The following is a 20,159-nucleotide window of genomic DNA, read 5'->3' as shown; positions in this document are numbered from 1 at the left end:
GGCGGTCATCGGTGCCGTCGCGGCCACCTCGCGCAAGGCGGTGGACGAGACGCTGATGCGGTGCCTGGACCACCAGGAGTATCGCTCCGGGTGCGTCGGCCGGCGGGCGCCGGGGTACCCGCCGCCTGCCGGCACCCGTCGCCGTCGTATGGGAGGTGTGGTGGTGAACGCTTCGGTGGATCGGATCGCGGAGCCCTGGGGAGTGCGTACGCCCTACGAACCGGGGACCGCCTGGCCCGTCCGCACGGACACGCACCTTCGGGAGGGAGTGACCGAGGACGAGGTGGAGCGGTGGGTGCAGTCGGCGTCCCTGCTGCACTCGGACGGCGACGCGATGGACATCGCGGTGCGTGACGGCCGGATCGTCGGGGTGCGCGGGCGGGCGGTGGACCGGGTCAACCGCGGCCGGCTGGGACCCAAGGACCTGTTCGGGTGGCAGGGCGGCGTCTCGCCGGACCGGCTGACGCGGCCACTGGTGCGCGAGGGCGGCAGGCTGGTGGAGAGCGACTGGGAGCACGCCATGGGCAGGGTCGTGGCCCGTTCGAAGGAGCTCCTGGACGAGCGGGGGCCGGGCTCGATCGGCTTCTACACCACCGGGCAGCTGTTCCTGGAGGAGTACTACACCCTCGCGGTGATCGCCCGGGCGGGCATCGGCACCCACCACCTGGACGGCAACACCCGGCTGTGCACGTCCACCGCCGCGGAGGCGCTGAAGGAGACGTTCGGTTGCGACGGACAGCCCGGCTCCTTCACGGACGTGGACCACGCCGACGTGATCGCCCTGTTCGGGCACAACATGGCCGAGACGCAGCCGGTGCTGTGGATGCGCGTCCTGGACCGCCTGGAGGGTGCCGCCCCGCCCCGGCTGGTCTGCGTGGACCCGAGGCCCACGCTCGTGGCCCGGCGCGCGGCCGTGCACCTGGCACCCCGGCCCGGAACGAACGTCGCCCTGATGGACTCCCTGCTGCACGAGATCATCCGCACCGATCGTGTGGACCACGACTTCATCGAGGCCCACACCGTCGGCTACGACGAACTGGCGGCCCGTGTGAAGGACTGCACCCCCGCGTGGGCCGCCCGGATCTGTGACGTCCCGGCCACGGCGATCGAGGTGGCGGCCGAGATCATCGGCACCGCCGAGCGCCTGCTGTCCACCGTCCTGCAGGGCTTCTACCAGTCCCACCAGGCCACCGCCGCGGCCGTCCAGGTCAACAACCTGCACCTGATCCGCGGCATGCTGGGCCGCCCCGGCGCCGGAGTCCTGCAGATGAACGGCCAGCCCACCGCCCAGAACACCCGCGAGTGCGGCGCCGACGGAGACCTGCCGGGCTTCAGGAACTGGCAGAACGACGAACACGTCGCCGAACTGGCCCGGCTGTGGAACGTCGAGCCGGAGACCATCCCGCACTACGCCCCGCCCACCCACGCCATGCAGATGCTCCGCTACGCCGAGCAGGGCTCTATCCGGATGCTGTGGATCACCGGCACCAACCCCGCCGTGTCCCTGCCGGAGCTGTCCCGCATCCGCTCCGTCCTCGCCCAGGACCGGCTGTTCACCGTCGTCCAGGACCTGTTCCTCACCGAGACCGCGCAACTGGCCGACGTGGTGCTGCCCGCGGCCACCTGGGGCGAGAAGACCGGCACCTTCACCAACGCCGACCGCACCGTGCACCTGTCGGACAAGGCGGTCGACCCGCCCGGCGAGGCCCGCTCCGACCTGGACATCCTCCTGGACTACGCCGCCCGCATGGACTTCCGCGACAAGGACGGCGGCCCGCTGATCACCTGGCGGGACCCGGAGTCGGCGTTCGAGGCGTGGAAGCGGTGCAGCGCCGGACGGCCCTGCGACTACACCGGCCTGAGCCACGACCGGCTCCGCGGCGGCTCCGGCATCCAGTGGCCCTGCACCGAACAGACCCCGGAGGGCACCGAGAGGCTCTACACCGAGGGCATCACCTGGGCCCATTCCGACACCTGCGAGAGCTACGGCAAGGACCTGGTCACCGGAGCGCCCGTGGAGCCGGTGGAGTACCGGTCCCTCAACCCCGACGGCAAGGCGGTCATCAAGGCCGCCGAGTACCTCCCGCCACACGAGGACACCACGGCCGAGTTCCCGCTCCAGCTCACCACCGGCCGTACGCTCTACCACTTCCACACCCGCACCAAGACCGGCCGCACCCCCCAACTGAACGCCGCCGCCCCCGAGGTGTGGGCCGAACTGTCCACCGCGGAAGCCACCGCCCGCGATCTCGCGGAGGGCGACCTCGTGGAGGTGGCCACCGCCCGAGGAGCCGTCCACGCCCGGCTGCGCCTCACCGACATCAGGGACGGCCTGGTGTTCCTGCCCTTCCACTACGGCTACTGGGACACCCCCGAAGGGCACCGGCCGTCGGACAAGGAAGAGGGCCGCGCCGCGAACGAGACCACCGTCACCGACTGGGACCCGGTCTCCAAGCAGCCGCTGTTCAAGACCGCCGCAGCACGGATCAGCCTCGTCGAACACGGCCACGGCACCCCCGCACCCGCCCCGACCACGACCGCCTCCGCACCCGCCCACCCGGACGGCATCCCACCCACCACCGGCGGGCCCCACGCCCACGCCACCCACACCATCACGAGCGAGCCGGGGAGCGGGTCATGAGCGGCATCACCCTCGTCCTGCGGGCACTGCACCACGGCGAGGGCGAGCTGGAGAAGGACCTGCTGGCCGCCGCCGAACGCCACCACACCGAGCACGAGGTCCACCACGTCGCGACGGACCTCGCCCGCTGGTCCCACGAGCACGGCAACCGACTCGCCGACACCGCCCGGGCCTACGGCCTCGACCTGTCCGGCCCTCCCGACCACCCCACCACCGGCGTCATGGCCACCCTGCGCGAAAGGACCGCCGAAGCCCTCGGGCGCCGCCCCGAACCCGGACTCCGGCTCCTGCACGACCTGCGCGCGCTCCACCTGGCCGCCTCGGGGAACTCGGTCCACTGGGAGATGCTCGCCCAGGCGGCACAGGCCACCAGGGACACGCGGCTCCTCGGCCTCGCCTCGTCGTGTCACCCACAGACCCTCCGGCAGCTCCGCTGGACCAACACCATGATCAAGAACCTCTCCCCGCAGTTGCTCACCAGCCTGTGACACCACCGCATCGGTCCGCGAAGGAGACCCGCGATGAACCACCGACCGAGCACCGGGAACCACCGACCGAGCACCGGCACGAGGACCCGCACCCGCCCGGAGAACGGCACGGCCACCGGCTCCGGCCTGCTGGGCATCTACCTCAACGACCATCTCGCCGGAGCCACCGCGGGTGCCGAACGCGTCCGTTACCTGGCGAAAACGTCCCGTGGCACGGCGCTCGCCCCGGACGTCGAGGCTCTGGCCACCGAGATCGCGCAGGACCGGGAGATCCTGAAGGAGCTGATGAGGCGACTGGACGTCCCGCGCCGCCAGTACAAGATCTACGCGGGCTGGGTGATGGAGAAGGCCGGCCGGCTGAAGGCCAACGGCAGGTTCGTACGCCGCTCCCCGCTCAGCACGCTGATCGAGCTGGAGGCCCTGCGGATGGCTGTCACCGGCAAGCTCGCCGGATGGCAGGCGCTGCGGAGGCTGTCGGACACCGAGGACCGGCTCGACCCGAAGCTGCTCGACGACCTCCTCGACCGCGCCCACCGCCAACTCCGGACCCTGGAGGAACTGCATCTTCAGCAGGTCACGACGCCCCTCCGGCCACGCGAGCGGACAAGCGTGGGAGCGTGAGGACAAGCGTGGGAGCGTGAGGACGATCGACCGAGCGGTCCGGCCGTGTCGCGGAGCACCGGACGCCGACCGCGAGGAGTGACGATCCGATGAGCACCCCCGAAGAGTTGCCCGTCGTGCGGACGCTCGGCGAGGTGGCCGCCCTGGTGGAGAGCATTCCCCTGGAGAGCATTCCCCGTCTCTATGTGCGCTGGTCGCACGGTCCCGAGGCCGACCGGCGCGCCGGTGAGAGCAGGGACGGTCTCACGGGCGTCCGCATGCCGGGCCTGTCCGCCAACCCCCTGGAGGTCGAGCCCTGGTGGGAGGACCGGCCGGTCGAACTCTGGGTGGCCCGCCGTCTCTACGACTACTCCCACCTCCCACGGGACAAGGGGCCCGGAGTCCGTCCGTGGATCCTCACGGGCCACGCGACGGAACGGGGCCCCGACAACGAGCCGCTGGTGCACGACGTGGAACCCGTCGGCTGGATCGACGAGCGGGTCGTCGAGGAAGCCGAGAGCGCGGTGGCAGGTCAGGAAGGGCGATGGGAGACCATGCGCAGCGACGACCGATGACACGCACGGCGAGCCGGTGCGCCACGAGGTGACCTACACGTTTCTGTGAGGCTCGCTGTTGAGACCATGGAGGAGCGGGTCTGTCACTAGACTCGCGCCCCATGCGTCAAACGAGCCCCGTCGGGCAGTCGAAGAGCACCTTCTCCCAGCCACCGCTGTCCGGCGCGTACGACCGGAGAAGAGACCGCGCCCGCCCGGGTTCCGACACCGCCGTGGTCCGCCCCGCTTCAGGGCGTCACGGTCACGGTGTCTCGGCCGGGAGGGGGGACGGCATTCCGTGAAGGGCCGCCACAAACAGTCCCGTGACCCCCGGGGACACTGGCTCCTACTGATCCTCGTCCTCCCCGCGATGTTCGCCGTCCTGCTCTTCGAGGGCTGGACCACCCACGAGGTCGACTCCGCGAAGACACGGTCCCCCTGCACCTCACCCGCACCGGACGCGGTGGCCCGGGGCGGCCCCGTGATCGGTATCAACGGCAACGGCATCCAGACCGCCTCGATGCCCGCCCGCACCGTCGCCCTCACCTTCGACGGCGGCCCGGACCCCGTCTGGACCCCGCGTCTGCTCGACCTGCTGCGGCAGCACAACGCGCGCGCCACCTTCTTCCTCTTCGGCTCCGAGGCGGCGCGCTATCCGGACCTGGTGCGCAGGATCCGCGCCGAGGGCCACGAGATCGGCTCGAACACCTACACCGGCGCCGTCCTGGGCGGGGCCTCGCCCGCCCGCTTCTCGGCCGAACTCGACCTGACCCGAAGCGCGTTGGCGGGCACGGCGGGACTGCGCCCCAACCTGCTGCGGATGCCGCGGACCACCACCCCGGACACGCTGTGCGGCCCTGAGTGGAAGGCCGCACGGCAGGCCACCGGGCGGGGCTATGTGCTGGTCACCGCCGACAGGTCGTCCCGCAAACCGGCGCAGGGGCTGGTCCGGCAGTTCAGCCAGACGTCGCTCGCCTACGGGCAGGTCAGGAACCTGCTGAACAACCCGGACGTCGACCGCTTCACCACCGTCTCGGCCGGGACGAGGCTGGTTCCGTACGCGTCCACGTCCACCGCCGAGCGATGGGAGGGCACCACCCTTCTGTGGGTCACCAAGCTCGGGCGGGCCTTCGTGAGCGCCATGACGTGGACCCTCGCGATCGCGGGCGGCCTCGGACTGCTGCGCCTGGCACTGCTCGGCCTCTTCGCGCGGGCCCATGTCCGCCGGCTCGAGAGCTCCAGCCCCGGCGCGCCCTGGCGGGGCGAGGTGACCGAACCGGTGACGGTGCTCGTGCCCGCCTACAACGAGGAACTCGGCATCGAGTCCACCCTGCTGTCCCTGCTGGCCTCCACCCACCGCCCGTTGCAGATCATCGTCATCGACGACGGCTCGACGGACCGTACGGCCGACATCGCCGAGGAGATCGGCATCGGGGACCCGCGCGTGGAGGTGGTCCGCCAGGCCAACGCGGGCAAGGCGGCCGCCCTGAACACCGGGCTGGCCGTCGCGCGGCACGAGATCATCGTCATGGTCGACGCGGACACGGTCTTCGAACCGGACGCCGTGTACCGGCTCATCCAGCCGCTGGCACACCGCGCCGTGGGCGCCGTCAGCGGCAACGCCAAGGTCGGCAACCGGCGCGGCCTGCTGGCCAAGTGGCAGCACCTGGAGTACGTGTTCGGCTTCAACCTCGACCGCCGGATGTTCGAGGTCCTGGAGTGCATGACCACGGTCCCCGGCGCGATCGGCGCCTTCCGCCGTGACGCGCTGGTCGGCGTGGGCGGCGTCAGCGAGGACACCCTCGCCGAGGACACCGACCTCACGATGGCGCTGTGGCGGGCGGGCTGGCGGGTGCTCTACGAGGAGTCCGCCGTGGCCTGGACCGAAGTGCCCACCTCACTGGGCCAGTTGTGGCGGCAGCGGTACCGCTGGTGCTACGGCACGATCCAGGCCATGTGGAAGCACCGAGGTGCCGCCCTGGCCGGGGGAGTGGCCGGACGGTTCGGCCGGCGCGGGCTCTCGTACATCGCGCTCTTCCAGGTCGTCCTGCCGCTGCTGGCCCCGGTCATCGACGTGTTCGCCCTGTACGGCGTGCTGTTCCTCGACCCCTGGCTGTCGGCCGGCGTGTGGCTCGGCTTCATGGGCTCCCAACTGATCAGTGCCCGCTACGCGTTGAAGCTCGACGGCGAGAGGCTGCGGACCCTGTGGTCGATGCCGTTCCAGTTCTTCGTCTACCGGCAGCTGATGTACCTGGTCGTCATCCAGTCCATGGTCGCTCTGCTGCTCGGCAGCCGGCTGAAATGGCACCGCATGCAGCGTTCCGGCACGGCCGCTGAACAGATCGGCGGCGCGGCCCCGTATAAGAGCCTGCCGACGAGGTGATCCCAATGTGGTGAGGGACTGTACGGGCCGATGAGCGAGTGGACTGACCAACTGCCGGGCGCCGAGCGGGGCGGTGGAACTCCGGACCCCGCGGGCGACGGTACGGGCCGGGTGGCGGACGGGACTTCCGCCCCGCCCCCGGCGCGTACGGCGCCGCTGCCGGGCATGCCGTCGTTGACCGCGGCGGGCCGCACCGACGTGGTGCGCCGCCCTCCGGGGCATCGCGCCGGACCGCAAGAAGCCGGCGGGCCCGACCGCGGCGGCAGATCGCCCCGGCAACGCCCCACACGCCGCCGCCGGGCCGTGCGGCTGGCGGTCCTCGCGGTCGCCGCGCTGCTCGTGTTCCCGGCGGGTGCGTACGTGTGGGCCGGCAGTGAGCTCGACCAGGACGTCGACCTGGGCACGCTCAAGGACCGTGCGCCGAGCGGCCGGGGAACCAACTACCTGATCGTCGGCTCGGACAGCCGTGAGGGTCTGTCCGAGCAGGCCAGGAAGAACCTGCGCACCGGCTCGACCGAGGGCCGCCGCACCGACTCGATGATCCTGCTGCACACCGGCGCCGGCGGCACCACGATGATGAGCCTGCCGCGTGACTCGTGGGTGACCATCCCGTCGTTCCTGCGCCCCGAGACCGGCAGGCGCTACCCCGACCAGCCGAACAAACTGAACGCGGCGTTCTCGCTCGGCGGCCCCAACCTGCTCGTCAGGGCCGTCGAGCGCAACACCGGCCTGCACATCGACCACTACACCGAGGTCGGCCTGGCCGGCTTCGTCGACATCGTCGACGCGGTCGGCGGCGTGGACATGTGCCTGGACCGGGCCATCAAGGACAAGAACTCGGGCGCGGACCTCCAGGCGGGCTGCCAGACCCTCAACGGCGCCCAGGCGCTGGCGTTCGTACGGCAGCGCAAGCAGGAGGCCGAGGGCGACCTCGGCCGCGCCCGGAACCAGCAGAAGTTCCTCGCCGCCCTCGCCAAGAAGACCGCCACCCCGGGCACGCTCCTCAACCCGGCCAAGGTCTTCCCGACCGTGGGGGCGGGCCTCGACACGCTCATCGTGGACAAGGACACGGGCCTGCGGGACCTCACGTCGCTGTTCCAGTCGATGCGCAAGGTCACGGGCGGCAACGGACGCCAGATCAACGTCCCCGTCTCCGACCCCGCCTTCCGCACGTCCAAGGGCGTGGCCGTGAAGTGGGACATGGCCAAGGCACGGCAGTTGTTCGCGCAGCTCAGGGCGGACCGGCCGGTGACCGCCCAGCAGGGGAGGTGAACCGGCCGACCGGTCACCCGTTGCGGGAAGCAGCTACAGGAGGGCGCTACAGGAAGGGCGTACCGGCGTCGAGCCCCGAAAGGACCCGGCCGTACAGCTCCAGGTTGGTGGCCGGGTTCACGAACGAGTGCAGGCTCAGGGCGTTGAGGTCGCGCACGGTCCGCTGGATGGGCACCTCCCGGTTCAGGGAGGACGCGCCGGACGCCGAGCCGATCAGGTCGACGGCCTCCTTGCACAGCCGCGTCACATAGCCGCTCTGCGCCCGGATCCGCGCCCGTTCCGCCTGGGTGTACGGCTCGCCGGCCTCGATCCGGGCCACGAACTCGGCGGTCAGCAGCTCGGCGCAGGAGATCTTCATCGCCGCCTCGGCGGCCTGCAGATGCGTGACCGCGGCCTCGTTCTGGCGCTCGTGGAAGGTGTAGGTGATGCCCCGGTGGTGGATCCGCTCGGTGAACTCGGCCAATGCGGCCCGGGCGAGGCCGAGCGCGTTCGGCGCCGTCCACGCGCAGAACAGCAGCAGGACCGGCATCCGGTAGAACGGGTCGTCGGCATTGGCCCTGGACGGGAACAGACCGCCCAGCAACGGGCCGACGGGTAACACGCGGTGCGCGGGCACGAGCACGTCGCGGGCCACGACACTGTTGCTGCCGCTGCCCGCGAGCCCCGAGACGTCCCAGTCGTCGAGGACCTCCAACTCGGCCATGGGGACGGCCGTCCACAGCACCTCCGGCGGTCCGTCGTCCTTCTCCACCCTGGCCGTCAGCAGGTGCCAGTCGGCGTACGGGCTGCCGGTGGCGAACGGCGAGGTGCCGCTCACCACGAAGCCGCCGTCCACGGGGACCGCCGTGGCGTCGGGGATCAGGGTGCCGCTGATCCGGACGTCGGGGCTGGTGAAGATCTCGTCCTGCGCCTCGTCGGGGAACAGCGAAGCGATGAAGGCGCAGCCGGCCTGGATCAGGGCCATGAAGCCGGCCGAACCGCACCCGCCGGCGACCTCCGCCAGCGCGTCGACCTGGGTACGCAGCGGGGTCTGGTAACCGCCGTACCGCCGGGGGACGTTCATGCGGTAGACCCCCGCCTCCGTCAGCGCCGCGACGACCTCCGGCGTCACCCGCCTCTCCCGCTCGGTGCGTGGGGCGTGCTCGCGGACGAGGGGCCGCACCTTCGCCAGGCGTTCGACGATGCCGGCATCGGTGGCGGCTGCTGACGACGGAGCCATGGACGACCTCCGGACGACCTCCGGGCACGACGGGCCACCACCGTCGCTCCGGCCGCCCGCACTGTCAACGCCGCGTTCCCGGCCACGTCCGGCCGGTGGTGGCCGGACCTCAGCGCAGCGGATGCAGCGGGGTGAGCTCGGCGGCGGAGCGGCCGGTGACGATCGACTCGGCGAGCAGCTTGCCGCTCAGCGGTCCGAGGGCGATGCCCCACATGCCGTGGCCGCCGCAGACATGGACGCGGGGCGAGCGGGTCGGGCCGACCAGGGGCAGGCCGTCGGCGGTGCAGGGCCGCGGCCCCACCCAGACGTCCTCGCGGCGGTCGAAATCGGCGGAAGGGAGCAGGGCACGGGCCGCGTTGACGATCGCCTGGACGCGCCGAGGGTCCCCCGGTCGGTCCGGTGAGGTGAACTCCATCATGCCCGCGACCCGCACCCGGTCGCCCATCGGAGTGCAGACCACGCGCTGCGCGGCGAAGTACGTGGGCCGGGTGGGCAGTCCCTCGGGCGGCAGGCTGAAGCTGTAGCCACGGCCGGACTGGACCGGGGTGCGGACGCCGAACGGCGCGGCCAGCCGGTTCAGCCAGGCGCCCGGCGCCAACACGGCCACGTCGGCGCGGAGTTGCGTACCGTCGGCGCAGTGCGCGGCGACCGCCGTGCCGAGGTCCCGGATCCGGGTGACCGCCGCCCCGGTGACGATCCTGCCGCCCCGCTCGCGCACCGCGTCGGCCAGTGCCCCGACGAATGCCCCGGGGTTGAGGGAGCGCTGACCGTGCAGGCGCAGGGCCGCGTTCACCCGTACCGACAGCGCCGGCTCCTCCGCCCGTGCCCCGGCCCCGTCGAGCAGGTCGTACTCGACGTGCTGGCCCGCCGCCCGCACGGCCTCCAGTTCCGCCACGAACGGCGCGCGGTCGGCGGTGGAGGTGAAGGCGATCAGGCACGGGTCGCCCGCCCGCGTCGGCTCGGCGATGCCGCCCTCGGCGAGCTCGTCGTACGCCGCTAGCGCCTTCCGGTTCAGCGCGGCGAGGGCACTCATGGCCACCTGCCATCTCCGGGTGGTGCAGTTCCGGCTGAAGGACAGCAGGAAGCGGGCCAGCCGGGCGTCCGCGCGCGGCGGGACGGAGACGGGCGAGGCGGGGGAGAGGAACGTGCGCAGGCTCAGCTTGAGGGCGCCCGGTTCGGGCAGGGGGACAGTGAGGGCCGGGGCCAGCCAGCCCGCGTTGCCCCAGGACGCGCCCGCCGCGACACCCTGGCGGTCCACGACGGTGACCTCCACACCCGCCTCCTGGAGGAACCAGGCGGTCGCCAGCCCGGGCATGCCCGCGCCGACCACGACGGCACTGCGCGGACTCATGAGGCGCTCCCGGTCGGCACGGAACCGTGTCCCTCCAGCACCGCGGCCGGAGGCCTGCGGTCCCCGGCACGCGTCGCCTGCTCGAAGGCGTACCCGGCGCGCAGAACCTCCCCGTCACGCCGGTGCGGACCGACCACCTGTAGGCCGACCGGCAGACCTCCCGCGGTGAAACCGGCCGGGACGGACAGCGCGGGGCAGCCGGTGACGGAGATCAGGTACGCCGAGCGCATCCAGTCCAGATACGTCTCCATCGCGGTGCCGTCCACCGACGCCGGGTAGGAGAGGCGGACGTCGAACGGGGCCACCTGACTGACCGGCAGCAGGAGCAGGTCGTACCGGTCGAAGAACTCCCGCACGCGGTGGAAGAGCGCGGCCTGCTGCAACTGGGCGAGCCCCAGGTCCGGGCCGCGGAGCCGCCAGCCCTCCTCGATGTTCCACACCACGTCGGAGGACATCCGGTGCCGGTGCTCCTCCAGCAGGGGCCCGTAGGCCAGTTCCATCTGCCAGGCCCGCTGGATCAGGAACACCTCGTCGGCGCCGGTCAGGTCGGGGCAGGCCTCCTCCACCTCGCAGCCCAGCTCGGCGAACACGTCGACCGCCGGCCGGAGCGCGTCCCGCACCTCCGCGTCCACGGGCACGGCCCCGCCGAGATCCGGCGACCAGGCGACCCGCAACCCGCCGATGTCACCGTCGAGCCGGTCCGCGAACGCGGAACCGGGCGTCTCCAACGAGCGCGGGTCACGCGGGTCCGGACCCGCCATCACCGAGAGCGTGAGAGCCACGTCCGTCACGGTCCGTGCCATGGGGCCCTTGACCGAGATCTGCCCCCACGGCGCCTTGTCCGGCCAGGAGGGGACCCGCCCGGGGGAGGGGCGCAGGCCGACGACGTTGTTGAAGGAGGCCGGGTTGCGGAGCGAGCCGCCGGTGTCGCTGCCGTCGGCGATCGGCTGCATTCCGCAGGCGAGGGCCGCTCCCGCGCCGCCGCTGCTGCCACCGGCGCTGCGGGAGAGGTCGTACGGGTTGCGGGTGGCGCCGAAGACGGGGTTCACGGTGTGCGAACCCATGCCGAGTTCGGGGACGTTGGTCTTGCCGAGGGTGATGGCTCCGGCGCCGCGCAGGCGCTCGACGACCAGGTGGTCCCGGTCGGGGACACGGTCGGCGAAGATCGGCGAACCGTACGTGGTGCGGATGCCGGCCGTGTCGTGGAGGTCCTTGTGCGCCACGGGCAGGCCGTGCAGAGGCCCGGGCTCCGCTCCGGACGCCAGCAGCTCGTCCGCCTCGGCCGCCTGCTCCAGCGCCCGGTCGGCGACGAGGGAGACGACGGCGTTCACGGCCGGATTGACGCGCTCGATCCGCTCCAGGTGCGCGGTGACGACCTCCCGGGCGGAGACCTCACGGCGCCGGATCGCTGCGGCCAGTTCGGTGGCGGTCCAGAAGCACAGGTCCGTGGTGTGCACGTCCGGCGTGCTCACGTCCGGCGCGTTCACGTCCGAGGTGGTGACGGTGCGGTTCACGCCCCTCCAATCGTTTCCTTGAGCTGTACGACGGCCAGCACTCCGAACAGGACGAAGGAGCCGGAGAGCAGCACGTTCGCGGTGGTCTTGTTGCGGTACGGCGGTTCGACGCTCCGCCGGTTGAGGAGCACCAGCAGCGCCCCGGACAGCAGCGGCAGGATCAGCGAGCCCACGGCCGCGTACGTCAGCACCAGGGGAACCGGCTTCCCCAGGAACGTGACCGCGACGGCGGCGGCCGCGCAGTAGAGCAGGAACACCCGGAAGGGGCGGCTGTGCTGCGCCATGTGGGGCTCGGCCCCCTCGTCCGGGACACCGCGCAGCGTCCGCAGCGAGTCGGACAGCAGATAGCACAGCGCGTTGAACCCGCCGACCAGCGCGCTCAGCGTCACCAGGAAGAACGTGCTGAGGAACAGGACGCGGGCCACCGACCCCAGGTCCGCGCCCAGCGGATCGGCGAGCGCGGCCAGCCCCTCGTTGCCGGTGATGGTCCTGCCGGTGCCGAACAGCAGGCCCGTGCCCACCACCGTCGTACAGAGCACGAAGAGGAAGGTGACGGCGTAACTCACCGCCGAGTCGGCCCGCATGACGGGCAGCCAGGTCCGGTGCCGCCAGGCCTTCTCCCGCACCCAGTAGCTGTACGAGGCGATCCCGGCCGTGCCGCCCACCCCGCCGATGAGGGCGAGCACCGTCACCAGGTCGCCCTCCGGCAGCCTCGGCCGCAGCGAGGCGAACAGGCCGGCCAGGTCGTCGGCCGTGGCGAGCGTGGCCACCGCCAGCACGACCATGCCGAGGAACTTGGCGAGCAGGAACACACTCATCACGCGCTCGAACAGCGCGTACCGACCCACGTACACGATGGCCGCGGCAACCAGTGCGATCGCCACGGCCAGTGGCCTGACCGGCAGCGCGGGAAACAGCGTGGACAGCGCCAGTGCCGCCACCGAGCCCAGCGCCGCCCCGTAGAGCAGCCCGATGACCAGGACGAACACGAAGAACGCCACCGGCAGCCAGCGGCCGACCGACTTCAGGCTCGCGATCACGGTCTGACCGGTCGCCATGTACAGCCGTCCCACCGACTCGGTGAGCGCGAACTTCAGGACGACGCCGATGAGGATCGCCCACAGCAGGGCCATCCCGTACCCGGCGGCGCCCGCGAGGGACGTCACCATGTCACCGGCGCCGACGCTCGCGGCCGCGAGGACCAGCCCCGGACCGAGGAGCGCCATCCGCCCGCGCCGCGTGGTGGGGGCCCCGGCGGCATCGGTGGCATCGGTGGAGGGAGCCGTCTGTCGCCGTAGAGGACTTCCGGGAGTCGTGGTCACGTCAACCATCTCCGTACATCGGGGAGTTACGGGAGTCGGGAGTCATGGGTGGCTGTGCGGCTCGTACGGCTCGAGCGGCTCAGCCTCTGTTGCGGTCGGTGGGAAGGGCCGGTGCGAAGCGCCTCACGGCAGCGTCGTGCACACTGACGGAAGGGAACAAGTTTCCTGACTGAGATGACGGAATCAGCCATATGCTGGGTCCGATGGACGCATGGCAGACCGGTCTGGTGGCGGATTCGCTGGACCGCCGCATCATCAGCGCGCTGCAGGTCGACGGCCGGGCCTCATGGCACCGCATCGCGGCGGCCCTCGACGAGCCCGAACGCACCGTCGCCCGCCGGGGTACCCGGCTCCTGGACTCCGGGCTGGTGCGCATCGGGGCGATGGCGGTGCGCGGCCGCAGCACGGTGGTCGGCGTGCGCTGCGCGCCCGGTCAGGCGCGGGTGGCCGCGACGGCGCTGGCGCGCCGCCCCGACTGCATCTTCGCCCATGTGCTGACCGGCACCTTCGACTGCGTCGCGGAACTCCAGTGTCCCCGCGACCGCCTCGCCGGTCTGGTGATGGACGAACTGCCGGGCCTGCCGGGCGTGGTGGAGAGCCTGGCGTTCCCGGTGTTGCGCCACGTCCGCACGATCCGCGAGTGGCACGCGGGCCTGCTGAACCCCGAGGAGATCGCCGCGCTGGCCGAGGGGACCCCCGTGGCTCCGGACCCAGCCGAGGGCGATGTCCTGCCGCCCGTCGACGTGACCGGTGAACTCTCCCGTCAGGACCGGCTGTTGCTGCTCACCCTGGCCGAGGACGGGCGCTGCACATACGAGGAGCTCGCCCGCGTCGCCGGGGTGTCCGAGGCCACGGCGCGGCGGCGGCTGGGGGCGCTGCGGCGGGAAGGGCGGGTGCGGATCCGCGCCGTGATCGAGCCCGCCCTGCTCGGGCTCCCCGTGGAGGCGGTGCTCCGGGTACGGGCCGTCCCCGCCCGGGTCGAGGCGGTGAGGACGGCGCTCTGCGAGTCGGCCCACGTCCGCTACGTCAGCTTCATCACCGGTGAACGCCAGCTCCTGGTCCTGACGGCCTTCCCCGACGAGCCGGCCCTCCACGACTTCGTCACCCTGTCCTCCTGGCTGACGGACGTGGCGTCCGTGGAGGTGTCGATGGTCCTCAACTCACTGAAGCGCGGCGGCATGCTGGCGCCCTGGCTGCGCGGCTGACCGAAGGCGGAGGAGGGGCGCCCCTGCGCATCGAACACGCCACGGAGGGCCGGGAAGTGGCGCGATCGGAGGTTGCGGCCCTGTGTCCCACGGCGGACTCTGAAGGGAGTGGGAGCGCTCCCATTCGCCTCGCGCACCCACACCCCCACAACCGAACGCACCCGCATCCCCACATGCGAAGGAAGGCGCGATGAATTGTCATGCGCACGATAAAACTACGTCGAGGGTGACCCCGTCCCGGCCGGCCCTCCTGCTCGGCGTGCTCGGAGCGGTACTGCTCTGCCTGATCCCGTGGAGCGGTACCGCCGCCGCCCACGGGTCGGTCGTCGACCCGGCGTCCCGCAACTACGGCTGCTGGCTCAGGTGGGGCAACGACTTCCAGAACCCGGCCATGGAGCAACAGGACCCGATGTGCTGGCAGGCGTGGCGGGACAACCCGAACGCCATGTGGAACTGGAACGGCCTGTACCGCAACGGCTCCGCCGGCAACTTCCCGGCGGCCGTCCCCGACGGCCAGCTGTGCAGCGGCGGCCGGACCGAAGGCGGCCGGTACAACTCCCTGGACACCGCGGGCCCGTGGAAGACGACGGACATCGGCGGCAACTTCACCGTGAAGCTGTACGACCAGGCGAGCCACGGCGCGGACTACTTCCTCGTCTACGTCACCCGCCAGGGATATGACCCCACCACACAGCCGCTGAAGTGGAGCGACCTCCAACTGGTCGCCCGCACCGGCAAGTACGCACCCAGCCAGAACTACTCGATCGACGTGAGGACCTCGGGCCTGACGGGCCGTCATGTCGTCTACACGATCTGGCAGGCCTCGCACATGGACCAGACGTACTTCCTGTGCAGTGATGTGAACTTCCGCTGACCCATCGCTCCCGCCGGGTCCGCGGCACCCGGCGGGAGCCGGCCCCCGTCAGGCGGCCAGCACCCGCACCCCCGCCTCCTCGAACCGCCGCACCGTCACCTCGTCCACCGCCGTGTCCGTGACCAGCGTGTCCACCGCGTCGGTGGCGCAGATCCAGGCGAAGGCCCGCTGCCCCAGCTTGCTGGAGTCGGCGGTCACGACAACGCGTTCGGCGCGCTCGCACAACAGGCGGTTGACCGCCGCCTCGGCCTCGTCGTGGGCCGCGGCACCGTGGGCGACGTCGAAGGCGACCACCCCCAGGACGGCCACGTCCATGGTGATCTGGCTGAGTACGCCGTCCGCGAGCGGCCCGACGAGCTCGTACGACGACGGGCGGCCACGCCGCCCGTCAGCACGATCTTGAACTGGGGGCGCACGGCCAGCTCGTTCGCGATGTTGAGGGCGTTGGTGACGATGGTCGGCGCGGGTGACCCGGAGACGAGATCGGCGCGTACCGCGAGGGCACGCGCGACCTCCGTGGTCGTCGTGCCGCCGGTCAGGCCCACCGCCTCACCGGCGGAGACGAGGCCCGCGGCCGCCTTCGCGATCCGCTGCTTCTCGGAGGCGCGCCGGGCGGTCTTGTAGCGCAGCGGCAGCTCGTACGACGCGCCGTGCACGACCGCGCCGCCCCGGGTGCGCACCAGCATCTGCTGCTCGGCCAGCTGGTCGAAGTCGCGGCGGATCCTCGCGGCCGACACCCTCCGTTCGTCGATCTTCCGGCGACCCTAGCGCACAGATGTGCCCGCTCTGATGCTTGAAAGTGATTGAAAAGACGCGATATTTTGCAGGAACGAGCATCTTGGGAAGGGGTAAGGGCATGAGCCACGTCGAGGACGAGCTGACCAGCCAGCCGGAGTGCTGGACCCGCGCCGCGCAGGAGGCGGCGGGGCACGGCGATGTACTGCCCCGGGCGGGGGAACGCGTCGCGATCGTGGGGTGCGGGACGTCGTACTTCATGGCACAGGCCGTGGCGACCCTGCGCGAGAGGGCCGGCCAGGGAGAGACGGACGCCTTCGCCGCCTCCGAGTTCCCCCACGGCCGCCCGTACGACAGGATCGTCGCCCTCACCCGCTCCGGCACCACCACCGAGGTCCTCGATCTCCTGGACCGGCTGCGCGGCCGCACCCGTACGGTCGCGGTCACCGCGGATCCGGACACACCCGTCGCGACGGCAGCCGACGACCTCGTCGTGCTGGACTTCGCCGACGAACGGTCCGTCGTCCAGACCCGGTTCGCCACCACGGCCCTCACCCTGCTGCGCGCCCACCTCGGGCTGCACACCGACGCGGCCGTCGCCGACGCGCGCACCGCGCTGGACAACCCGTTGCCCGAAGGACTCGTCGACTGCACGCAGTTCACCTTCCTGGGCCGCGGCTGGACCGTCGGGCTCGCGAACGAGGCCGCGCTCAAGATGCGCGAGGCGTCGCTGGCGTGGGCCGAGGCCTACCCGGCGATGGAGTACCGGCACGGCCCCATCAGCATCACCACCCGGGGAACCGCGACCTGGATGTTCGGAGACGCCCCCGAAGGGCTGGCCGGGCAGGTGGGCGGCACAGGCGGGTTGTGGGTGAGTGACGACCTCGACCCGCTCGCCGGACTCGTCCGGGCACAGCGGCTCGCGGTGGCCGTGGCCGCCGCCCGCGGACTCGACCCGGACCAACCGCGCCACCTCACCCGCTCGGTGATCCTCGGCCCGACCACCCGCTGAAACGGCTCAACCGCCAGTAGGACAGGAGGAGTTGTGCCGCTCACCCATACCGGAGAACTGATCACCCATGCCGCCGCGGCCCGCACCGCGGTCCCCGCGTTCAATGTCATCACCCTGGAGCACGTCGAGGCCGTCGTCGAGGGCGCCGAGTCCGCCGGCACGCCGGTGGTCCTCCAGGTCAGCGAGAACGCGGTCGGGTTCCGCGGCGGCCAACTGCTCCCGCTGGCCCGCGCCGCCACCGCCGCCGCCGAACGGGCCCAGGTCCCCGTCGCGCTGCACCTCGACCACGTCCGCAGCGACGAGCTGCTGCACCAGGCCGTCGACGCAGGGTTCAGCTCCGTGATGTACGACGCGTCGCGCCTGCCGTTCGCGGAGAACCTGGCCGCGACCCGGGCCGCCGTGGACTGGGCGCACGCCCAAGGAGTGTGGATCGAGGCGGAGTTGGGGGAGGTGGGTGGAAAGGCCGGGGCGCCTCCACTCGACGCGCACGCACCCGGCGCCCGCACCGACCCCGACGAGGCGCGCGCCTTCGTCGCCGACTCGGGCGTGGACGCCCTGGCCGTGGCGATCGGCAGCGTGCACGCCATGACCACGCGCACGGCCACGCTCGACCACACCCTGCTGGAGCGCATCAACGCCGCCCTGGACGTCCCGCTCGTCCTCCACGGCTCCTCCGGCGTCCCCGACGGCGAACTGCGGGCGGCCGTCGCGGGCGGCATCGCCAAGGTCAACATCGGGACGGCGCTCAACGTGGCGATGACGAGCGCCGTACGGGACTTTCTCACCGCTGACCGCGACGTCGTGGATCCCCGGAAGTACCTTCGCGCGGGACGGGAGGCCATGGTGGAGACGGTGATCCGGCTCGTCGGCGTGCTGGCGGCGCAGCCTGCCCCATGACGTCCGATACTGGTAATTTCTCCCCGTGCGGGAGACGCGGATCCACCTCGGCGAGCCGCCCGGCGTCGCGGCGGTCGGCGTCGGCGTGCACGGCGTCGTGAGCCGCACGGACGTCTTCCGGCTGCCGCAGCTGTGGCAGCTGCACCTCTACCAGTACGACGCCGAGCTGACCGTCGACGGCACGGCACACTCCATCCGCCCCGGCCGGGTCAGCCTCGTCCCGCCCGGCACCACGGTCCGCTACCGCTACCAGGGCCGCTCGGAGCACCTGTACGCCCACCTGCGCGTCGCACCGGCCGGGCCCTTCCGCACCGTTCCCGTCGTACAGGACACGGGACCCGAACTGCCCTTCCTCACCGGCTTGTTGCTCCAGGCCATGGCCTCGGCCACCCAGACCCCCGAGCGTGCCAGGGCCGAGATCTGGACGGCCCTGTGGCGTGTCGCCCACCTCACTCCGGCCACCGCGCACCCGGGCCCGCACCCCGCCGTCACGACGGCGATCGCCCACATCGAGGCCCACCTGGCGGCCCCGCTGACCGTCCCCGACGTCGCCCGCGCGGCCGGCGTGTCCCACAACCACCTCACCCGGCTGTTCCGCGCCGAGACGGGCGACACGGTCGTCGGCTACATCCGGCGCCGCAGACTCGACCGGGCCCACCACCTGCTCCGCGCCACGACCCTCTCGATCCCCGCCGTGGCCGCCTCGGTCGGTATCCCCGACCTCCAGGCCTTCAACAAGGCGTGCCGACGCGAACTGGGCGCCTCACCGCGCGCCCTGCGGGGCGCCGTGGCCTGACGGGATCACCGCCGGGGCCGACCTGTCGCTGCCGCGGCCGACCTACCGTTTGACCGCCTTCAGGACCACGAACTTGGCGTCACTGCCCACGAGTTCGCTGTTGCCGAAGAGCCGCCGCAGCTTCATGTGGTAGCCGAGGTGCCGGTTGCCGATCACCCACAGCTCGCCGCCGGGACGCAGCGCGCGCCACGCGCCCTTGAACATCCGCCACGCCGTGGCATCCGTCGTCGCCTGGTGGGAGTGGAACGGCGGGTTGTTCAGGACGAGGTCGACGCTTCCGGCCGGGAACCCCTCCATCCCGTCGCCGACGAGGAACTCCGCCTTCCCTCCGACCCGGCCCCCGGCGCTCGCCGCGTACGTCGCCTCCGCCGAGGCCACCGCCTGGTACGACTCGTCGACGAACACCACGTCGGCCTCCGGATCGCCCAGGGCCATCGCCGTACCGACGACCCCGTTGCCGCACCCCAGGTCCACGACACGTCCGGCGCCACGCCGGTGTGGCAGGTGCCGGAGGAAGAAGCGGGTGCCGATGTCGAGCCGGTCGGCACAGAAGACGCCCGCGTGGTTGATGACGGTCCGGCCGGACAACATCCCTATGTCGTCAGGGAGTTGGTACGAGTACGGCCACGGGTTGGCGTCCCGGGCCCCAGCGAGCGACGGGTCCGGGGTGCAATGCACGAGCCGGGCCTTCTGCTGCGCGAGGGAGGTGCGGGTCGGGCCGAGGATCCGCTCGAACAGCTTCAGCGTCGAGGTGTGGATCTCCTTGACCATGCCGGTGCCGACGACGGCCGTCCCCTCGTGCACGCCCGGCGCGAGCCGGTGCAACTGGTCCTCCAGGAGTGCGAGGCTCTTGGGAACCCGGACGAGCAGCACGTCGACACGGCCGGGCGGTGTGTCCCGCGTGGTCAGGAGCCGTACGGCCCCGTCCTCGACCCCATTGCGGGCCAGGTTCGCGCGGGTCGCCTGCCGGGCCAGGAACGAGTCGGTGATCTGCGTCGGCCGGTGCGCCGCCAGTGCGGTGGCCAGGGCGCCCCACCGGTCGCCGACCACCACGACCGACCCCGTCAGCGGTGTCCCGCTCTCCGCGAGGTGACGCAGCAGATACGCGTCGGCCGCGTCCCAGGCACGCAGCCGGTCGCGGGGATCCTCGGGGAAGCGGGCCAGTTCGTACTCGGCCCAGGGTGCGGTCATACGGTCGTTCATCGTGATCCCAGGCTAGCCGAGCCGCGCCCCACCCCCGCGCCGAGCCGCAGCTCACGCCCTCCGTGGGCTCCTGTCAGTGGTGTGCGTGATGAT

16 protein-coding genes and 1 pseudogene are annotated in these 20,159 nt (G+C 71.9%); 11 read left to right on the top strand and 6 right to left on the bottom strand.

Annotated elements, in window-relative coordinates; genetic code table 11:
* The first annotated feature begins 163 nt into the window (after window positions 1-163).
* The 6 genes from AB0959_RS48635 (at window position 164) to AB0959_RS48610 (ending at window position 7,938) form a co-directional block, all read left to right on the top strand.
* On the top strand, window positions 164-2,641 hold the full coding sequence (locus AB0959_RS48635) for a nitrate reductase (protein WP_366833397.1): 2,478 nt from the start codon (window positions 164-166) through the stop codon (window positions 2,639-2,641).
* Window positions 2,638-3,129: a hypothetical protein gene (locus AB0959_RS48630; protein ID WP_366833394.1), complete on the top strand. Its 492-nt coding sequence runs from the start codon at window positions 2,638-2,640 to the stop codon at window positions 3,127-3,129. Before AB0959_RS48635 ends, AB0959_RS48630 begins: the two co-directional genes overlap by 4 nt.
* 33 nt (window positions 3,130-3,162) lie before the next feature.
* Entirely contained in the window at window positions 3,163-3,750 is a 588-nt protein-coding gene (locus AB0959_RS48625; RefSeq protein ID WP_366833393.1) for a hypothetical protein, read from the top strand.
* An 89-nt stretch (window positions 3,751-3,839) separates the two neighbouring features.
* On the top strand, window positions 3,840-4,304 hold the full coding sequence (locus AB0959_RS48620; RefSeq protein ID WP_366833392.1) for a DUF6098 family protein: 465 nt from the start codon (window positions 3,840-3,842) through the stop codon (window positions 4,302-4,304).
* Window positions 4,305-4,653: 349 nt separating this feature from the next.
* Entirely contained in the window at window positions 4,654-6,666 is a 2,013-nt protein-coding gene (locus AB0959_RS48615) for a glycosyltransferase (protein WP_366833396.1), read from the top strand.
* A 30-nt stretch (window positions 6,667-6,696) separates the two neighbouring features.
* Window positions 6,697-7,938 carry an LCP family protein gene (locus tag AB0959_RS48610; protein WP_366833391.1) on the top strand — a complete coding sequence of 414 codons (1,242 nt, stop codon included), beginning with the start codon at window positions 6,697-6,699 and terminating at the stop codon, window positions 7,936-7,938.
* 46 nt (window positions 7,939-7,984) lie between these two features.
* Here the strand turns inward: AB0959_RS48610 and AB0959_RS48605 are convergent, their stop codons facing one another.
* The 4 genes from AB0959_RS48605 to AB0959_RS48590 form a co-directional block, all read right to left on the bottom strand.
* Window positions 7,985-9,157 carry an acyl-CoA dehydrogenase family protein gene (locus AB0959_RS48605; RefSeq protein ID WP_366833390.1) on the bottom strand — a complete coding sequence of 391 codons (1,173 nt, stop codon included), beginning with the start codon at window positions 9,155-9,157 and terminating at the stop codon, window positions 7,985-7,987.
* A gap of 109 nt (window positions 9,158-9,266) precedes the next feature.
* Window positions 9,267-10,508, bottom strand: coding sequence for an FAD-dependent oxidoreductase (locus tag AB0959_RS48600; protein WP_366833389.1), 1,242 nt, complete (start codon window positions 10,506-10,508; stop codon window positions 9,267-9,269).
* Window positions 10,505-11,965: an amidase gene (locus AB0959_RS48595; protein ID WP_366833395.1), complete on the bottom strand. Its 1,461-nt coding sequence runs from the start codon at window positions 11,963-11,965 to the stop codon at window positions 10,505-10,507. Before AB0959_RS48595 ends, AB0959_RS48600 begins: the two co-directional genes overlap by 4 nt.
* Window positions 11,966-12,018: 53 nt before the next feature.
* On the bottom strand, window positions 12,019-13,353 hold the full coding sequence (locus tag AB0959_RS48590; protein ID WP_366833388.1) for an Nramp family divalent metal transporter: 1,335 nt from the start codon (window positions 13,351-13,353) through the stop codon (window positions 12,019-12,021).
* 194 nt (window positions 13,354-13,547) lie between these two features.
* Here AB0959_RS48590 and AB0959_RS48585 point away from each other — a divergent pair, with 194 nt between their 5' ends.
* Window positions 13,548-14,549 (top strand): Lrp/AsnC family transcriptional regulator, encoded by a 1,002-nt coding sequence (locus AB0959_RS48585; protein ID WP_366833387.1) that lies wholly within the window; start codon window positions 13,548-13,550, stop codon window positions 14,547-14,549.
* A 190-nt stretch (window positions 14,550-14,739) separates the two neighbouring features.
* The gene (locus tag AB0959_RS48580; protein ID WP_366833386.1) at window positions 14,740-15,423 is read left to right on the top strand and encodes a lytic polysaccharide monooxygenase auxiliary activity family 9 protein; all 684 of its coding nucleotides are present in this window, start codon (window positions 14,740-14,742) and stop codon (window positions 15,421-15,423) included.
* Window positions 15,424-15,471: 48 nt separating this feature from the next.
* Here the strand turns inward: AB0959_RS48580 and AB0959_RS48575 are convergent.
* Window positions 15,472-16,160 (bottom strand): annotated as a pseudogene (locus AB0959_RS48575) (DeoR/GlpR family DNA-binding transcription regulator); the annotation flags it as partial.
* 119 nt (window positions 16,161-16,279) lie between these two features.
* Between AB0959_RS48575 and AB0959_RS48570 the strand changes: the two are divergent.
* The 3 genes from AB0959_RS48570 to AB0959_RS48560 are packed head-to-tail and all read left to right on the top strand — an operon-like array spanning window position 16,280 to window position 18,863.
* Window positions 16,280-17,170: an SIS domain-containing protein gene (locus tag AB0959_RS48570; protein ID WP_366833385.1), complete on the top strand. Its 891-nt coding sequence runs from the start codon at window positions 16,280-16,282 to the stop codon at window positions 17,168-17,170.
* Between the two features lie 33 nt (window positions 17,171-17,203).
* Entirely contained in the window at window positions 17,204-18,067 is an 864-nt protein-coding gene (locus AB0959_RS48565; RefSeq protein WP_366833384.1) for a class II fructose-bisphosphate aldolase, read from the top strand.
* Between the two features lie 25 nt (window positions 18,068-18,092).
* Entirely contained in the window at window positions 18,093-18,863 is a 771-nt protein-coding gene (locus tag AB0959_RS48560; RefSeq protein ID WP_366833383.1) for a helix-turn-helix transcriptional regulator, read from the top strand.
* Window positions 18,864-18,905: 42 nt separating this feature from the next.
* Here the strand turns inward: AB0959_RS48560 and AB0959_RS48555 are convergent, their stop codons facing one another.
* Entirely contained in the window at window positions 18,906-20,066 is a 1,161-nt protein-coding gene (locus AB0959_RS48555) for a methyltransferase (protein ID WP_366833382.1), read from the bottom strand.
* Window positions 20,067-20,159 lie beyond the last annotated feature (93 nt).

Origin of the sequence: Streptomyces sp. NPDC046862 (genome assembly GCF_040704615.1) — a bacterium.
GTDB lineage: Bacteria > Actinomycetota > Actinomycetes > Streptomycetales > Streptomycetaceae > Streptomyces.
This window is presented reverse-complemented; position numbering and strand designations above follow the sequence as displayed.

Bases quoted from the DNA above. Each gene is read 5' to 3' on its own strand.
- AB0959_RS48620 (WP_366833392.1), top strand. From the start codon at position 3,840: ATGAGCACCCCCGAAGAGTTGCCCGTCGTGCGGACGCTCGGCGAGGTG.
- AB0959_RS48625 (WP_366833393.1), top strand. From the start codon at position 3,163: ATGAACCACCGACCGAGCACCGGGAACCACCGACCGAGCACCGGCACG.
- AB0959_RS48605 (WP_366833390.1), bottom strand. From the start codon at position 9,157: ATGGCTCCGTCGTCAGCAGCCGCCACCGATGCCGGCATCGTCGAACGC.
- AB0959_RS48590 (WP_366833388.1), bottom strand. From the start codon at position 13,353: ATGGTTGACGTGACCACGACTCCCGGAAGTCCTCTACGGCGACAGACG.
- AB0959_RS48570 (WP_366833385.1), top strand. From the start codon at position 16,280: ATGAGCCACGTCGAGGACGAGCTGACCAGCCAGCCGGAGTGCTGGACC.
- AB0959_RS48615 (WP_366833396.1), top strand. From the start codon at position 4,654: ATGTTCGCCGTCCTGCTCTTCGAGGGCTGGACCACCCACGAGGTCGAC.
- AB0959_RS48580 (WP_366833386.1), top strand. From the start codon at position 14,740: ATGAATTGTCATGCGCACGATAAAACTACGTCGAGGGTGACCCCGTCC.
- AB0959_RS48600 (WP_366833389.1), bottom strand. From the start codon at position 10,508: ATGAGTCCGCGCAGTGCCGTCGTGGTCGGCGCGGGCATGCCCGGGCTG.
- AB0959_RS48630 (WP_366833394.1), top strand. From the start codon at position 2,638: ATGAGCGGCATCACCCTCGTCCTGCGGGCACTGCACCACGGCGAGGGC.
- AB0959_RS48610 (WP_366833391.1), top strand. From the start codon at position 6,697: ATGAGCGAGTGGACTGACCAACTGCCGGGCGCCGAGCGGGGCGGTGGA.
- AB0959_RS48555 (WP_366833382.1), bottom strand. From the start codon at position 20,066: ATGAACGACCGTATGACCGCACCCTGGGCCGAGTACGAACTGGCCCGC.
- AB0959_RS48585 (WP_366833387.1), top strand. From the start codon at position 13,548: ATGGACGCATGGCAGACCGGTCTGGTGGCGGATTCGCTGGACCGCCGC.